This window comes from Sphingobacterium sp. ML3W (genome assembly GCF_029542085.1).
In the GTDB taxonomy this organism is placed as follows: Bacteria; Bacteroidota; Bacteroidia; order Sphingobacteriales; family Sphingobacteriaceae; genus Sphingobacterium.
Genome location: NZ_CP107036.1, coordinates 1,475,618 through 1,489,939 on the forward strand (window position 1 = coordinate 1,475,618; position 14,322 = coordinate 1,489,939).

At 36.2% G+C, this 14,322-nt stretch carries 13 protein-coding genes; 8 read left to right on the forward strand and 5 right to left on the reverse strand.

The annotated features are described in order from the left end of the window. Nucleotides 1–312: 312 nt before the first annotated feature. The 8 genes from OGI71_RS06180 to OGI71_RS06215 all read left to right on the forward strand — a co-directional run bounded on the left by OGI71_RS06180 (nucleotide 313) and on the right by OGI71_RS06215 (nucleotide 8,063). Complete coding sequence (locus OGI71_RS06180; protein ID WP_282254513.1) at nucleotides 313–756, forward strand: hypothetical protein; 444 nt, start codon at nucleotides 313–315, stop codon at nucleotides 754–756. Nucleotides 757–766: 10 nt separating this feature from the next. Then, nucleotides 767–994, forward strand: coding sequence for a hypothetical protein (locus OGI71_RS06185; RefSeq protein WP_282254514.1), 228 nt, complete (start codon nucleotides 767–769; stop codon nucleotides 992–994). Nucleotides 995–1,086: 92 nt separating this feature from the next. Beyond that, a complete protein-coding gene (locus tag OGI71_RS06190) occupies nucleotides 1,087–1,803 on the forward strand; it encodes a hypothetical protein (protein ID WP_282254515.1) in 717 nt (238 codons plus the stop codon). A 102-nt stretch (nucleotides 1,804–1,905) separates the two neighbouring features. Then, nucleotides 1,906–2,232 carry a hypothetical protein gene (locus OGI71_RS06195; protein ID WP_282254516.1) on the forward strand — a complete coding sequence of 109 codons (327 nt, stop codon included), beginning with the start codon at nucleotides 1,906–1,908 and terminating at the stop codon, nucleotides 2,230–2,232. Further along, nucleotides 2,207–3,676 (forward strand): hypothetical protein, encoded by a 1,470-nt coding sequence (locus tag OGI71_RS06200; protein ID WP_282254517.1) that lies wholly within the window; start codon nucleotides 2,207–2,209, stop codon nucleotides 3,674–3,676. The genes OGI71_RS06195 and OGI71_RS06200 overlap by 26 nt, the downstream gene beginning before the upstream one ends. Before the next feature lie 47 nt (nucleotides 3,677–3,723). Next, complete coding sequence (locus OGI71_RS06205; RefSeq protein WP_282254518.1) at nucleotides 3,724–4,767, forward strand: DUF5677 domain-containing protein; 1,044 nt, start codon at nucleotides 3,724–3,726, stop codon at nucleotides 4,765–4,767. A gap of 41 nt (nucleotides 4,768–4,808) precedes the next feature. Then, nucleotides 4,809–7,376: an AAA domain-containing protein gene (locus OGI71_RS06210; RefSeq protein WP_282254519.1), complete on the forward strand. Its 2,568-nt coding sequence runs from the start codon at nucleotides 4,809–4,811 to the stop codon at nucleotides 7,374–7,376. A gap of 279 nt (nucleotides 7,377–7,655) precedes the next feature. Beyond that, entirely contained in the window at nucleotides 7,656–8,063 is a 408-nt protein-coding gene (locus tag OGI71_RS06215) for a GNAT family N-acetyltransferase (protein ID WP_282254520.1), read from the forward strand. A 276-nt stretch (nucleotides 8,064–8,339) separates the two neighbouring features. Here OGI71_RS06215 and OGI71_RS06220 read toward each other — a convergent pair whose 3' ends face one another. The 5 genes from OGI71_RS06220 to OGI71_RS06240 all read right to left on the reverse strand — a co-directional run bounded on the left by OGI71_RS06220 (nucleotide 8,340) and on the right by OGI71_RS06240 (nucleotide 13,945). Beyond that, nucleotides 8,340–8,729 (reverse strand): RidA family protein, encoded by a 390-nt coding sequence (locus OGI71_RS06220; RefSeq protein ID WP_282254521.1) that lies wholly within the window; start codon nucleotides 8,727–8,729, stop codon nucleotides 8,340–8,342. Between the two features lie 81 nt (nucleotides 8,730–8,810). Then, nucleotides 8,811–9,383, reverse strand: coding sequence for a Crp/Fnr family transcriptional regulator (locus OGI71_RS06225; RefSeq protein ID WP_282254522.1), 573 nt, complete (start codon nucleotides 9,381–9,383; stop codon nucleotides 8,811–8,813). Between the two features lie 840 nt (nucleotides 9,384–10,223). Continuing rightward, nucleotides 10,224–11,888, reverse strand: a complete 1,665-nt coding sequence (locus tag OGI71_RS06230) for an FISUMP domain-containing protein (RefSeq protein WP_282254523.1) — start codon at nucleotides 11,886–11,888, stop codon at nucleotides 10,224–10,226. A 29-nt stretch (nucleotides 11,889–11,917) separates the two neighbouring features. Continuing rightward, nucleotides 11,918–12,094, reverse strand: a complete 177-nt coding sequence (locus tag OGI71_RS06235) for a hypothetical protein (protein WP_282254524.1) — start codon at nucleotides 12,092–12,094, stop codon at nucleotides 11,918–11,920. A 333-nt stretch (nucleotides 12,095–12,427) separates the two neighbouring features. Beyond that, nucleotides 12,428–13,945, reverse strand: a complete 1,518-nt coding sequence (locus OGI71_RS06240) for a glycoside hydrolase (RefSeq protein WP_282254525.1) — start codon at nucleotides 13,943–13,945, stop codon at nucleotides 12,428–12,430. Nucleotides 13,946–14,322: the final 377 nt, after the last annotated feature.

The window sequence follows — 14,322 nt, forward strand, 5'->3', positions numbered from 1 at the left end:
GGATCATTATATCGTGAAATCTCCCTCCCTTCGATGGAATTGGTCGTGGTTACTATCATGGCATGCTACTTTTCAATCGGGCATGGTTAATACCCAAGCCGAATATAATTATTTATTTTGAATTAATATGTTTGTCAATATTAACTATCTAGATTATTACACACTTCGTAAGGCTAAGGTATTGGTTTGGAAGAAAGGCTGGTTACGGGAAACCGTAGTGCTAAATAGTTTTGAAAAAGGATCTTCGTATTGTCTTTATAGAATGACATACATTTAACAGTGCCTTATATTATTAATAACGATATCAAAAACATGAAAGCATATTTTATTTTAGCAACAGTAATTTTTACAGCATGCACTTCGCCGTCACGTCAACCAGCATTGAAGGAAACTCCCGAAGAGGTTATTGAAAACAGTCAACCGACTACAGAGCCCGTTCTGGACTATATGCCAAGAAATTATACTTATGATGAAATAGCTAAATATGCGATTGCAACCTTGATGTTTCAGCACCACGATAATTTAACTGTAAAAAATGAAGGGGGAATTTATATTGTGTCTTATTTCAAAGATTCACAACAGTATCATTGCAAAATAAAATTTAGTCAGGACCAGATAATATGGGGCGTAGCAGATGGACGGTGGCGGGAGCATCCAATGGATGAGAAGCTATCCTATAAGGAAGTCGGAAATAAACTACTGATCACCCAGCATTTCACCGACGGCTCTAACTCAATAAAGGAATTTCAAGAATAATTCTTTGAATATGGCACAAAGAAAACCTTACAATCCAAACACGAAATATGGTCGTCGCAAATTAAGGGAAGATCATTACCGTCGGGTGGCAAATATGACAGACGATGAAAGAAGCAAACTGGAAGGCAATACCATTGGATGTATGCTATTGTTTATCATCATAGGTGGTTTAATTGTATTTTTTCTATTTGGCGGAGACGGACTTATGAGATGGCTTGGTGGAAAACACCCTTATTAAACAATCCATTTAAACTCTAGATAGCTTAGAGTATAGGGAGCCATAGCAACTCATAAAATTTAACCACGGTATATACTTAATAAAATACTATAATGAAAAGATTTTTATTCATATCACTGAGTGCAACAATACTGTTTGCTAGCTGTCTAAATTCAGAAACAACTGAGTCTACTGAGTTGACAGACACAACCAATGATGAAACAAGTATTGCGGCGCCAACTAAACTAAGCGGATACATGGTATCACCGCCAACCATTTCTACGACACCAACAAAAACCTTATATAGAGCCGACATCATATTAAAGGGTGACGATGGATTAAACGATGAAAACAATAAACAGCTCCTACTCCATCTTTATGATTCCATAAAGAATAGTGATGCAAGCCCGAATGCAGTCAGTCTATTTCTATTTCAAACGGAAGAGCACAGTAAAAGTGGTATGGGACAATGGGTTGCAAGGCTTTCAAAGGCTAAAAACGATGGTGAACCTACCGTAGCTGCACAGCATTTTAAAATTCCTTCGCCTCAAAATGCACCATCTTATCGTAAATCACTTACACTTGAAATTCGAAAAGAGATATTTAAGGAGATTATCCAGGCAGAGGACAAGTCGATGCAAGAGGCCGAAAGAAAGTATCCATTGACGAGCTTTAGTAATGCGGAGAAGAATGATACTTATCAACATCAGTTAGCAAAAAAGTTCAAAGCTGAGATTCAAAAGAAATATAAAGTAGACCAGAAAATACTTAAAGCGATATCATCAGAAGGATTGGAATATAATTGGCCAATGCCTGCAATGAAGAGGTAAAACAAAACAAGAGAGCAATCCAGCGAGAACAAAAGAATAAAATATCCAAAATAAAACTATAATTTTATATAATGAATAGCCAATTTCAAAAAAAACTCTATCATGATTGAACGATTAATTAATCATTCAATTACTAAAATTATAGAGGAATTTGCTGATATTTTCAATGAGTTCGAAATTATGAGTCTTTATATTTTTGGTAATACTATATCAGGAAAAGATATAGATCTAGTAATGGTTTCCGATTCTTTTAAAGGGATATCTCTCCATAAAAGAAAGTTACTTGTGCAAAAAAGCAGCAAAAAAATAGACCCTATTTGTTTCACTTGTTGGGAATTTGAGAAATTTAAATTGTCTAACTCATCATTATGGAAAGAATTTATCAAAAGCGGAATATTAATATATGGATGTGAGAGAAGATTTAATTGAAAAAACTGCAGAAATACAGGATTTTTTAGTTAATAAATATTTTAATCATGAGAGTGGTACTAAACCAACTTCTGTTCAGGATCAAAGACTAATAAATGAGGCTCTTTCAGTGATAACCTCGATATTAGATAATTGCGAGTATGCTTCACATAATAAAGTAATTTTACAAAAAACATTTAGATTGGGTTTAGAAGTAGTCTATGAGAAGTTATTTTATTATTCGGCGTATTATTATTCCTATGAGAAAATTAAAAATGGAGATATAAATGACCAGCAATCTTCATTCTTTCAAATCAATGTAAATACGGCTACTGCAATATCGGTTTTTGAAGGATACAGGAATGGTATCACAGATATTGGCGGTTCAACTGATGATTATTACCTAGAAAGAATGCCTCGTGTACTCTGGAGCCTTAAACTAATACTCAAGGAGAATAGACAAGAATTATTCTTACCATCACTATACGTATTATATAACCTAAGTCAAAGCTTGTCTCTTTATTTACTAAGTGGACATAAATGCTATAAAGCTCAAGTCGGCGATTTACTAAGTGAGGTGTTATCATGGCAGATAAAATTTCATTCTAATATCACTGTCGAACAACTCTTAATGCAAAATACTCAATTAAGATTATTTAAGGATTATCAGTTTTATTTGTCAGAAAAAGCTACAAACAAAAACTTTTCTAAAATTGAAATCCCAAATCATTTCTTTGACGATTATAAAACTGAGAACATTCTAAGAATATTGAGTTCTATATTTTTTTTCGATAAAGATGCTTTCGTGCGAGTTTTTGAACATAAATATAAAGCAATCCGAGATGAAATCTCAAACGAAAAATGTGGATTAAAAACGTTTTTATTTACAAAATGCTTAGCTCAATATATTTCTGCAAGAGGGTTTAAAGATGAGCTCGATTTTTCATTAAAATCGATGCAAAAGAACACTGTGGAATTCTCCAATCATATAAATTCAATATTCAGAAATTATACAAGCAGTGCTTATCTTAAATTATCACAAAATGAATTGGAACAAGTACTATTACTGAAAGATGATTTATTGAGAGAAAAAGTTGCTAATACAATAATTGGCGTGGATCCTCATATCTTAGCAAGAGAATCAAAGAAACCACATGGCGTCTCCGAAATTTCTGATATGGAGATCCCAATTAAACTTAATGGAAGTAGATATTATTTATGTATGCCATTTAAATCTGGGATTGAAATAAACGGCAAAAGTGTTCCCGAGACAATTTCCTATCAGATCTTTAGACCGTTTCTTCACTTTGACAATTGTATTGTTGTATTTATTAGTGCCAAGAGATGTTCACAAAATCTAATGAATTATATAAAAAGGATGAGAAGCAAGCTGGGGTGGAATATTGAAGTTATTGAAAACGAAGAACTGGCCAAACTTCTGAAATCTAATGGTCAATTAGACTAAATATATTTTAAATAAAATCCGAAAAATTATAACCTACTATTTGATATATGGAACAACCATTTTACATTGAAAAGACTATCCAAAGATATATTGACGAATTAAAAGATAGATACGAATGTAATGAGAAGGAATTTAATGAATTGATTAAAGAGAAATTGGTTGGAATAACTAAAAACATTGCTAGTGGCGTTCTAGAAACTATTTTCGAAGCTTGCATTAGCAACAACAGTGACTTGAAACGAAGGGAAAAAGAGATATGCCAAAAGATATCAAATAATTATGAAGAAGGAATAAAAGTATTCGAGGGTTTTATGGAACTTAATGCACAAATAAGTTCTATGTGTTACGAGAAATACTATAAACTGTTTGATACATTTAATGATCAGATTAAACTAGATACATTAATTGCCATACATGTAAGAGCTTGCCAAGTGGCTAATGAAATTTTGGTCTTAATAAAGAATGGTTATGCCGATGGGGCTCATGCTAGATGGAGAACACTCCATGAGTTATCAGTGACATTTTTATATCTATATGATTCAGATTACGACGTTATACACATGTATAATGACTATGAAATCATTGAAAAATATAAAAAATCAAAAGAATATAAGGCATGCGAAGATATATTGGATCTGGAAAAATTAGAAGATGAGGAGTGGATGGAACTTTCCATACAAAGAGATGAAGTTATTGTAAAGTATGGAAAAGATTTTTGTGAGAGTTATGGATGGACAATGAAAGATCTTCCGAAAGGAAGGAGGAATTTTAGAGAACTTGAAAAGTATGTTGGGGTAGAGAATTTGAGAATAATTTATTCGTGGGCCAACGAAAGTGTCCATGCCGGTGTCTCTGGTATTAAAGATAAACTTAGCCTAAGAGAAGAGGAATTCTATCACTTTCTAACAGGGCCAAATGATTGTGGACTTTTGGATCCGGCCCAATATACTTCTTATTCTTTATGTCAAATGAGTGAGGTATTGCTGAGCATGGAAGATTCTTTATTACATACTATATTTGATGAATTATTGATTTATTTCCAGAAAGAAATTGTGAACACATTCTCCAAAGTAGAGATTATTTTAAAATAACTATCATGGCAATAATTAGGTGACCCTAGATCATATTTTTAATGTACAATAAAGAAACAGCATTACTTGGAAAAGAAGCCATCTACATTGATGGAAAGGACAACACAAATGATATCCAGTCCTATTCTTTTATGGGCGAGAAATGTATTGTAGCATTTAAAAGCAGTAATAAAAAATATACTTACAACAGGGATAGAGTTCAGATTATCAAGTCTGCTTTGCAAAGTAAAAAAACGGAGACCACATTCAATTACCTCAAAGAGATTGCAGATACTGTTGGACTTAAATCTGAAGAGGGAAAAAACATCCTTGCAGATAGCTATGAGAGGATATCATTTATCCCTGAATACGCAATCCTAGCCAACTATCTGAATGAAACACATCCGGAAGATTTTGCCTCTTCCTCTCCTATTGAAATCTATCCTTTTGGATTTAACCTCAGTCAAAAAGATGGTGTAAACAATGCTTTTGCTAATCCCCTGAGCCTTATCGAAGGCCCTCCAGGTACCGGAAAAACGCAAACCATTCTTAATATTATTGCCAACGCGGTTATAAATGGACAGAGTGTAGCAGTAGTTTCGAGTAATAATTCAGCAACTAAAAACGTCTATGAAAAGCTGGAAAAGAATGGCCTCTCCTTTGTCGCAGCTTTACTGGGTAATAGTCAAAATAAAAAAGAATTTATAGAGTCGCAATCGGACATCCCTGATCTATCGAAGTTTCAGCTAACGGACAAGCAACTCACTCAAGTCAAGCAGAAAAATAGCGAACTCCTGATACAGCTTACTGAAAAACTGGCTCAGAAGAATGAACTGGCGACGCTGAAACTTTTGCTCGAAAACATTAAAACAGAACAGCGGCATTTCTTGCATACATTACAAACGTCTGTAGACTTCAAAATGAACGGTAGCCTCTCATCGGATCGGCTACTAGCGCTCTGGAATTCGATCACAGATCAGGAACGCACTGGCAAACAGTTTAATTGGTGGAAGAAACTGGTCTATCGCTTTAGGTACCAAATCAAAGATAAGGGCTTTTATACCTTATCACATTGGGACATGATCAGGATTGCTCAATCGGCTTATTACCGAACTAAGATCGCAGAATTAGCGTATCGTATAAAAAGCCTGGAAAAAGCATTGCACAACTTTGCCTTCGATGCAAAAATGAGGGAATATAGTACGATTTCGATGCGTCTGTTTAAAAACGAGCTGCATAGAAGATATCAGCACACAAAGCGCCCAATTTATCAGGAGGCTGATCTGCGCGCTAAGTCTACAAGTTTCATCGAAGACTACCCCGTCATTATGAGTACTACCTATTCACTGCGGAGATGCCTAGCTGAGCATACGGTCTATGACTATGTGATTATTGATGAATCTTCGCAGGTAGATCTGGCAACAGGAGCACTGGCCCTTTCCTGTGCCAAACGTGCTGTCATTGTCGGTGATCTCAAACAGCTTCCGAATGTAGTGGATGCGACAATGGCTCAAAAGACGGATGCAATCTTCCAAGCGTTCAAGTTAGCGGAACCGTATCGTTATGCTAAAAATAGTTTGCTAGCTTCTATCACACAGCTGTTTCCTGATGTACACAAAACACTGCTGAAAGAACATTATCGCTGTCATCCCAAGATTATTGAATTCTGCAACCGTAAATTCTACAACGATCAGCTTATCATTCTCTCCGAACCAACTACCGAGCGCGAACCGCTCTTGGTCTACCGGACAGTGGCTGGTAATCATGCACGTGCGCGAATGAACCAACGGCAAATTGATGTCATCCTACAGGAGATTATTCCACAGCAGCAGCTGGCTTCGGCTGACCTGGGTATTGTGACACCTTATCGCAACCAGACAAATGCATTGCAGAATACATTTGCGGGAACTGAAATAATGGCAGATACGGTAGATAAGTTTCAGGGTAGGGAAAATGATGTGATTATCCTTTCGACAGTCGATAATGAGATCTCCGAATTTACAGATAATCCTAACCGACTGAATGTCGCAATCTCCCGCGCCAAAGATCAGTTGATCTTATTGGTTCATGGCAACAAGTCTGAAAATGAAAGTAATATTGCGGATCTAATCCGTTACATCGAATACAATAATTTTACAATCATACAGAGTAAGTTACATTCTATATTTGACTATCTGTACAAGGGCTATGAGGAAAAAAGGCGTAGAATTTTGTCCCAAAAACGTATCAAATCGGTATTTGACAGTGAAAATCTGATGTATACACTGGTGCATTCTGTATTATCTGATGATAGGTTTTCAAAATATGATGTGCTGCTACATTTTCCGTTAAGAAGTCTGATCCATGATTATTCACTGTTGTCACCTGAGGAAGAGAAATATGCGCGCCATCATCTGACGCATCTGGATTTTCTGATCTACAACAAGCTCGGGAAAAATCCGGTGCTGGCCATCGAGGTGGATGGCTATGCTTATCATGCTCAGGCAGGGCGACAAACCGAACGTGATGCGATGAAAGACGCTATCCTGGAAAAGTATGATCTTCCCCTACTCCGCTTTTCGACTACGGGTAGTGGTGAGCGGGAAAGGTTGGTCAGGAGGTTGGAGGAGATAACTGCTATTAGGCAGTAGATAATAACACGCTACAGGATTGGTAAAAAAGCTGTATCGTACAATATGAAGAAAACTGAAGAATAAAAGACTAGAAATTATCATAAAAACAAATAGTGGTTTTGATTGAGAAAAAAAATGAAAAAAATAAACTTTAAAAACTGGGAATTAATCGTCGATTATGAAATAACCAAAGCGACTTATGAAAAAACTCCATTTGGAGGAAGTGATAACTGTAGATGTAATTACTGCAAGAATTTTGCTGACAATTAAATATACTAACGAAAACTACCGAATAATATGAACATAAAGCTTAGTGTTAATCGAGATTTGAACGCAAATGACATTCTGCAACTTTACCAAGCTAATAAATGGAGTGCAGCCGAAAAACCAGAATTACTAATGAAAGCCCTCTTAAATTCGCATTCTCTGGTTACTGCCTGGGATGGTGCAACATTAGTAGGCCTAGGGAATGCCATTTCAGATGGGTATCTTGTGGTATATTATCCGCATTTACTAGTGCTACCCTCCTATCAAGGCAAAGGGGTTGGTCGTTTGATTATGGATAAAATGCAAGAGATTTATAAGGATTTTCATATGCAGATGCTCACGGCTGATGGAAAGGCTATCCACTTCTATAAAAAGAACGGTTTTGAAAGAGCGGGACAAACGGAACCGATGTGGATCTATTCTGGTGGTGATCATTAAATTGAAGAAATACAAAGTTCGCGCAAATATTGTCAGCAATAATGGAATGATACAAACATTGCAAATATCTTCTAGTAATTCTTTACTAGATTCTAATTCACAAATTAAGAGGAATTGGTTTTACTATTTATGGGCAAACTTGCTGAAGTATCAATAATACTTCAATGATATATATGAACTAAACCATCATTAAAATAAATGGCCAATAAAGTGCCGTTATTCAGATATAAAAAAAATGGCAAATAGAGAGCTATTGCCATTTTTTTATATCTGAAATTATTTAACCAGAGTTGCTTCTAGTTCTACCTTTAAAGTTTCAAACAATGTCTTGACTTCCAAAACTGTACTTGTTTGTTTTACTTTATTTTTAGTGAGCCAGTTTTGAATCACATCAAAGTTTTCAAATAATGCTGTAGAGTCGGTCGTGTAGATATTCAAACGAACGAGATTTCGAGCTTCATATCCACTTGATTGAATTACTTTTTCAAGATTTTCAATAGTATGAAAAATCTGCGTTCTCATACCGGCATTACTCGATATTCCATCTTCACTAATGGCACACTGTCCCGATACATATAAAGTTGAATCTACATGTTTAACTTCAACTGCCTGCACATAATTTCTGGCATCCTGCCAGTTCCAAGGATTGATTACTTTCTTTTCCATCGCTGTAAGATTATTATGAGACAAAGCTCAAGATATTTTTACATTCACCCGTGTGACAAACATCACAATTAAATAAATCAATCAAGAGAACAGACGGCTTAATGTCTCCCTGGATACGCCTAGGTAAGAAGCAAGCAACAATTTTGGAATTCGTTGTACCAAAGCTGGATTTCTTTTTATCAACTGCTCATATCTTTCTTTTGCTCCCAAGGTTAAAAATGACAAGATCCGTTGCTGTGAACCGATATGGCCGGCAATTGATTTACGGAGGAAAAAGCGTTCCATCTTTTGAAGACTGTTGCACAAACATTCAAAATTTTCCAGCGATAGACAAAGTAACGCTGTGTCCTCAAGACATTCCAAAGTAAATGAAGCTTTTCCACTTGTATAAAAGGCCGAAACATCTGTTTCCCACCAATCCTCCATTGCAAATGAAACAATATGTTGCTTAGCATTATCGTCCGTATAATAAAATTTGAGAAGACCGGACAATACAAAGTAGATATAGTTTACGCTATCGCCCTCTCTAAAAATACATTCGGATTTTTTATACTGCTTGTGAATGAAACATTCTTTTACAAATGCAAATTCATCTTCAGTAAGTGTAACGACTTTCTCTATATGTTCTTTTAACAAATTATATTTATCTTCCATTAGTTTCTAAGTACCAATTGTTGCTGATTTTGGTTTGGTTGAATCCATATCAAATATACAAGTGGCCATTCATTTCTACTTCCAGCAACTGCGATACTAAGTATCTGTAATTCGCAGAAAAACGATTACAGCTCCAATTCGGTTGCGTCTAGTTCTTAAATATAGGTAATCCGTCAAAAGATATCAATGGTTCTTGGTTTTTCCAAAATGAAGCTCGTAATTCATATTGATTTCGAAAAGATCAATGAATGCATGTCAACCAATTCAACTGCAAACTTACAGAAGGTATATCTTTTTGCTATTAAGCACTTATTTTATTGAACACAAAAAACAGAAACTTTTCTAAAAATATTGATAACCTCTGTTTTTGAATATATACATAACTTAGCGATTATCAAATCAATCGTTTAGTTTAGACAATAATCCCCCAAATTATTGTTATTATTTTTCAGGCAGACTATCTCGAGTAGTCTGCCTTTTTATTGTATATTATCAATTATCTTGTATAGCGCTTCCCCTTTACACCTTCCTATAAAAACGGCTGCGGCTCTTTTGTAAACAAAAATCTCAATCTGGAAACCAAATAATGAAATAGCTGAAATTCATAACTATTTTAAAGATTTAGATAACTGCGATCTAATGCGGTTATAGTATTTTTGGCAAGGTAATTTTCATAAATGGTGTTTCACAAATTATCTGGTACATTTCTCTTAGCCAGCTGTCCTAATGCAGCTGGCTTTTTTTATAGAATATCTCTATCATAAAAAACCTGTGCAGCTTTGTCTGAAACAAAGTGCACAGGTGGAACTGTAAAACAATTAAAGTATATATGAAAGATTCTTATTTCTGTTCCGAAATACAACGAATTGTAAAGCCGGAAGTTTTACCTAAATTATTAGGCTGATTGTAATTAGAAGTCCGTATTTCTACTGTATTCTGTACAAAAGAAAAACGTGTCAAATTGCTGCCACTTACAGATGAGGTCCAATAATCACCACTTCCCCCTCTCCAAGTAAGCTGCCCATCTTTAGCAGTACGATATCCAATGGCGGGGAAAGTTAGTTTCACATTCGGATTTGTTTTGCTGGTAAAAACTTTTGCGGCACCGATTGTATTTGCAGTGCTGCTATTCGTCCATGTACCGATATTACTTGCAGTCGTATTTTTAATTAATTCCTCATATTCCTTTCTAGTCGGTAATCGGAAACCGCTGGGACAAGGATCGTTTGATGTTTTCACGGGATTGCTTTCCGTCCCACTGTTCCAAGATCCATCCGGTGCGCTACTGGTATTCCATCCGGAAATAGCTCCATTTCCAGTACTAGAGGTGGCAGCTACGGCCGATCGACCAAATTGATAATAGTTACCGATTAGATCTCTAACACTTGGATTCTGATCAGGGTCAAGATTGTAATCTGCTTTAAGATTATGACGCATCCAGATCTGACCATTTATCCTGACAGAAAACAATCCTGCATGAAGTAAATTACCGTCAGTTCTAGTTACAGTAAGATTTAGGTTGTATTTTACACCAGGTGTAATCGTCAAGTTCGTTATCGCTGGGATGTCGGTCCGTGTTGTTCCTCCGATCGTTAATTTTGAAATCTTAAGTGATCCATCAGTTGCGTCACCGTTTAAAATAGTCGTGGCAGAAACTTTCCCTGTATTGACTCCAGCAAAAGAAAGCGCGGTATTTCCTTTGGTTCCCAAACGAGTAATTCCTGCATCTGACAAACTAATATCCGCATTTGGATAATGTGAATCAAATGAAGCTTCAATTGCCTCAATATTCTTACCTGTTGAAGTCGCATCAATAACGGTTGCGATCTGGCTAAATTTATGATTGAAAATAATACTCAAATAATTATCATTTTCACTCGAAACTTTCAGATCTGTGCGATAATACATAAAATCGGCATTACCCTTTAGGCCAGAAATGGATGTATGATCAAGTGTCTTACTTTGGTCGTTAAATGTCAGTGCAGGATTCTCCGCCGTACTATTGATAGAATAGGCAATGAAGGTATACTGACCACCATTCAATGTCAATTCCTCACCATTGGATTCTTGACCACGAACATAGTCCCTGTCAGTCACATACCCTCCTGATTTATCAAATACCACAACTTTATACTTTACACCTGACGCGACATCCTCTTGAACAGCTGCTGCTCTTTTAATATTTGAAGCCCGCAAAACTGATTCTGTTTTCTCATTTTGGTCTCCATACGCAGGAGAAAGTTCAACGTTCAATGAAAAGTCCGCATCAAGTGGGACGATCCTTCGTTGAGCAGTTACTGCAGCCCTTTGAGAATGGACTGATGCATTTTTTGTTCCGATGTTTTCTGAATTATTAAATTCAGAATTTGTTACTGTTACAGTAACTTTTGCCTTCCCATTTGCAACGGAATTATTTGCCTCCCTCTTACAGGAAAAAACACTCAACAACAGAAATAGACAAATAGGTGATGTATAGGAACGAGATTTACTTTTTATTTCATACATATTCTTAACTTTAAATTCCAAATTAATTTTTACCATTCTACATTGCTGTTACTATCAGAGCCAGTATCCCATTGACTCTTTACCTCATTTGAACTGCTACCAGGCTTAACGGCGGCCGATCCGGCAGCGATACCTTGTTCCATTTCAACTTCTTCCACGTTAAGTTGAGGTGATACATACTTCATTTTTTTTCTGTGATTTTCCATAATCTCCATGAATTAATTAAGTTCTATTTTTAGTAAATTTTTCTTGGATTAAAATTATTAACATATATCAGCAAATGTCAATACTATAAGTTATTAAAACCTTTATAATACTTCTTAAAATCCGATATAAAGCAAGTGAAGCGCTTCCCTGAACCAACTTCTAATGTTTACAAACAATATTTATGATTTAGGCAGTTTAATCTAATCGGTCAAAAAGTGGACGTACTTAGTCATAAATTCCTTGACTGATCTTCAATGCTATCCGGGAAATAGGCATAATCTTGATCTATTGTGGAAATTAAGGGGGAATAACACCCCCTTAACATTTTCAATTTATTGTTTTGTTCCTTCTAATGTACTTATACTTTTGGCTGGGATGGAGATCGAATAAGCTCCAGCGGATATTGGGTTAATAGCCCCCACATTTCCCCAGTGTCCAGAACTTGTCGCAGTTGTCTGAAAATTATTCAACGGTCCACTGGAGAAACCAGTTAAGTTTATGTTCAACTGAACAGCAGATGTTCCACTATTGGTTATGATCATCACAAATTTTCCCGTTTGAGGATCCTTATAGGCCGAAAGTAAAAGACCGCCTCCATTTTGGACTGCAACGTTGATACGTTGGTAGCCCGCTTTGACAAACCGGGAATAGTGTCCCATTACGTCGTAGGTTTTTGGGAATTCCAGAGAACCATTCGGACGTGTGCAAATTAGGGACTCATTGTTTTGAATAGCAAGCATACCGAGCCAAAATACATAAGCACTGGCATCACACTCGGCCAATAATTTATGCATATTTGCCGCTAATTTCAATCCCCCCTCGATTCCACTGTCATAGTTACCACCATCATCGGAAGCCTCTGTCACCCACATCGGCTTTCCACCTGTGCCAAAAGTCCATTTTGATGGACTCTGGTTAAAGCCCCTCTTTCCACTGATAATCTCACTAATCTCAACATAACCATGGCCAGCAAGAATATCCACATTACTTTTATCCATACCAGATAAGAAACTATTCGCGGTGCCCCAAGCAGCATTTTCGGATGATATTATTTTTGTGGTCTGAAGCCCTGCCTCATTCAATGCAGGTCTTAGGTTATTACTTATAAATTCACCTAAATTCTTAGATGTCCAATAGGATGCATCCCAATCCGAAAAAACATTTTCAGGTTCGTTCGCAGGCGATATCGCATTGATAACAATTCCTTCATTTTTAAACGATTTAACAAATCCTGCCAGATAACGGGCAAAATTAGTGGACGAAGTGCTGAAATTAAGACCATTGAACCACTTTCCGGAAATACTACTTGGATCTGTCTTCATTGACAATGGCGGAGTCCAAGTACTTGCCAATATGAATGGAACCTGGAAACGCTCTTTGGCTTTTTTCAATATCCATACCTGACCAAGCTGTTCTTTTTCATCCGCTGATAGATTCTGATAAGCCGCGCTATTCCTATCTACGTCGATTGAAACATTGGATGGTTTAATGCTTACGACCCTACTCTGTTGATCAAAAGGATAAGTATGAAGAACCTTACCACGCAATATATTTAATTTAAGTCCACTATTTCCCCATAGGTAATCTAAAATGCTATCTCTCTTGGCAGATTCAAAGAATGGAACGATACGCCCACCAAATGCGCCAAACCCATCTATTTTTTGAAACGTCTGATTCCAATCCACTGTAGCTGTAACACCTGTATCAGCGGCTGCGGCAGCTTTGCGGATATTACTGGATGCTAAATCTTCATTATTTAGTGCGGTCTTTTTACATCCTCCAAAAAGTACAATAGAGGAAAAGGCCATAATTGCATATAAACAATTATGCTTGTTTTTTATTCTGATCATAAGGTTTTTAAAATTATATTTATTGTTCTTATAAAACTGAAATGAGCACAACTAGGTATGCTGCTACTTGGTTAGTAATTAGGTCATGCCATTGGGATTATCCGCTCATAAAAGCCTCCTTTCTATCTTTAGTCTAACTTGGTTATATAACACTAAGATAGCTTGATGAATTGACTGCCGTAAAGCAAATAAGTTATGAAAATCAGTACTTTAATTTTAGTTTTCCGATATCAACCTAACTATCAGATTATTTTTAGTGCTAACCACTACAAAATAGAAATCTGACTTCGTCCCTGACAATCGCCAGTCATTTAATTTAATAATCGGGATGCCTTGATCTAAAAATATCGGTACAACTTTCAATGTAAAGTATCTTA

Coding starts and splice junctions, on each gene's coding strand:
- OGI71_RS06180 (WP_282254513.1), top strand. CDS start 313: ATGAAAGCATATTTTATTTTAGCAACAGTAATTTTTACAGCATGCACT.
- OGI71_RS06185 (WP_282254514.1), top strand. CDS start 767: ATGGCACAAAGAAAACCTTACAATCCAAACACGAAATATGGTCGTCGC.
- OGI71_RS06190 (WP_282254515.1), top strand. CDS start 1,087: ATGAAAAGATTTTTATTCATATCACTGAGTGCAACAATACTGTTTGCT.
- OGI71_RS06195 (WP_282254516.1), top strand. CDS start 1,906: ATGATTGAACGATTAATTAATCATTCAATTACTAAAATTATAGAGGAA.
- OGI71_RS06200 (WP_282254517.1), top strand. CDS start 2,207: ATGGATGTGAGAGAAGATTTAATTGAAAAAACTGCAGAAATACAGGAT.
- OGI71_RS06205 (WP_282254518.1), top strand. CDS start 3,724: ATGGAACAACCATTTTACATTGAAAAGACTATCCAAAGATATATTGAC.
- OGI71_RS06210 (WP_282254519.1), top strand. CDS start 4,809: ATGTACAATAAAGAAACAGCATTACTTGGAAAAGAAGCCATCTACATT.
- OGI71_RS06215 (WP_282254520.1), top strand. CDS start 7,656: ATGAACATAAAGCTTAGTGTTAATCGAGATTTGAACGCAAATGACATT.
- OGI71_RS06220 (WP_282254521.1), bottom strand. CDS start 8,729: ATGGAAAAGAAAGTAATCAATCCTTGGAACTGGCAGGATGCCAGAAAT.
- OGI71_RS06225 (WP_282254522.1), bottom strand. CDS start 9,383: ATGGAAGATAAATATAATTTGTTAAAAGAACATATAGAGAAAGTCGTT.
- OGI71_RS06230 (WP_282254523.1), bottom strand. CDS start 11,888: ATGTATGAAATAAAAAGTAAATCTCGTTCCTATACATCACCTATTTGT.
- OGI71_RS06235 (WP_282254524.1), bottom strand. CDS start 12,094: ATGGAAAATCACAGAAAAAAAATGAAGTATGTATCACCTCAACTTAAC.
- OGI71_RS06240 (WP_282254525.1), bottom strand. CDS start 13,945: ATGATCAGAATAAAAAACAAGCATAATTGTTTATATGCAATTATGGCC.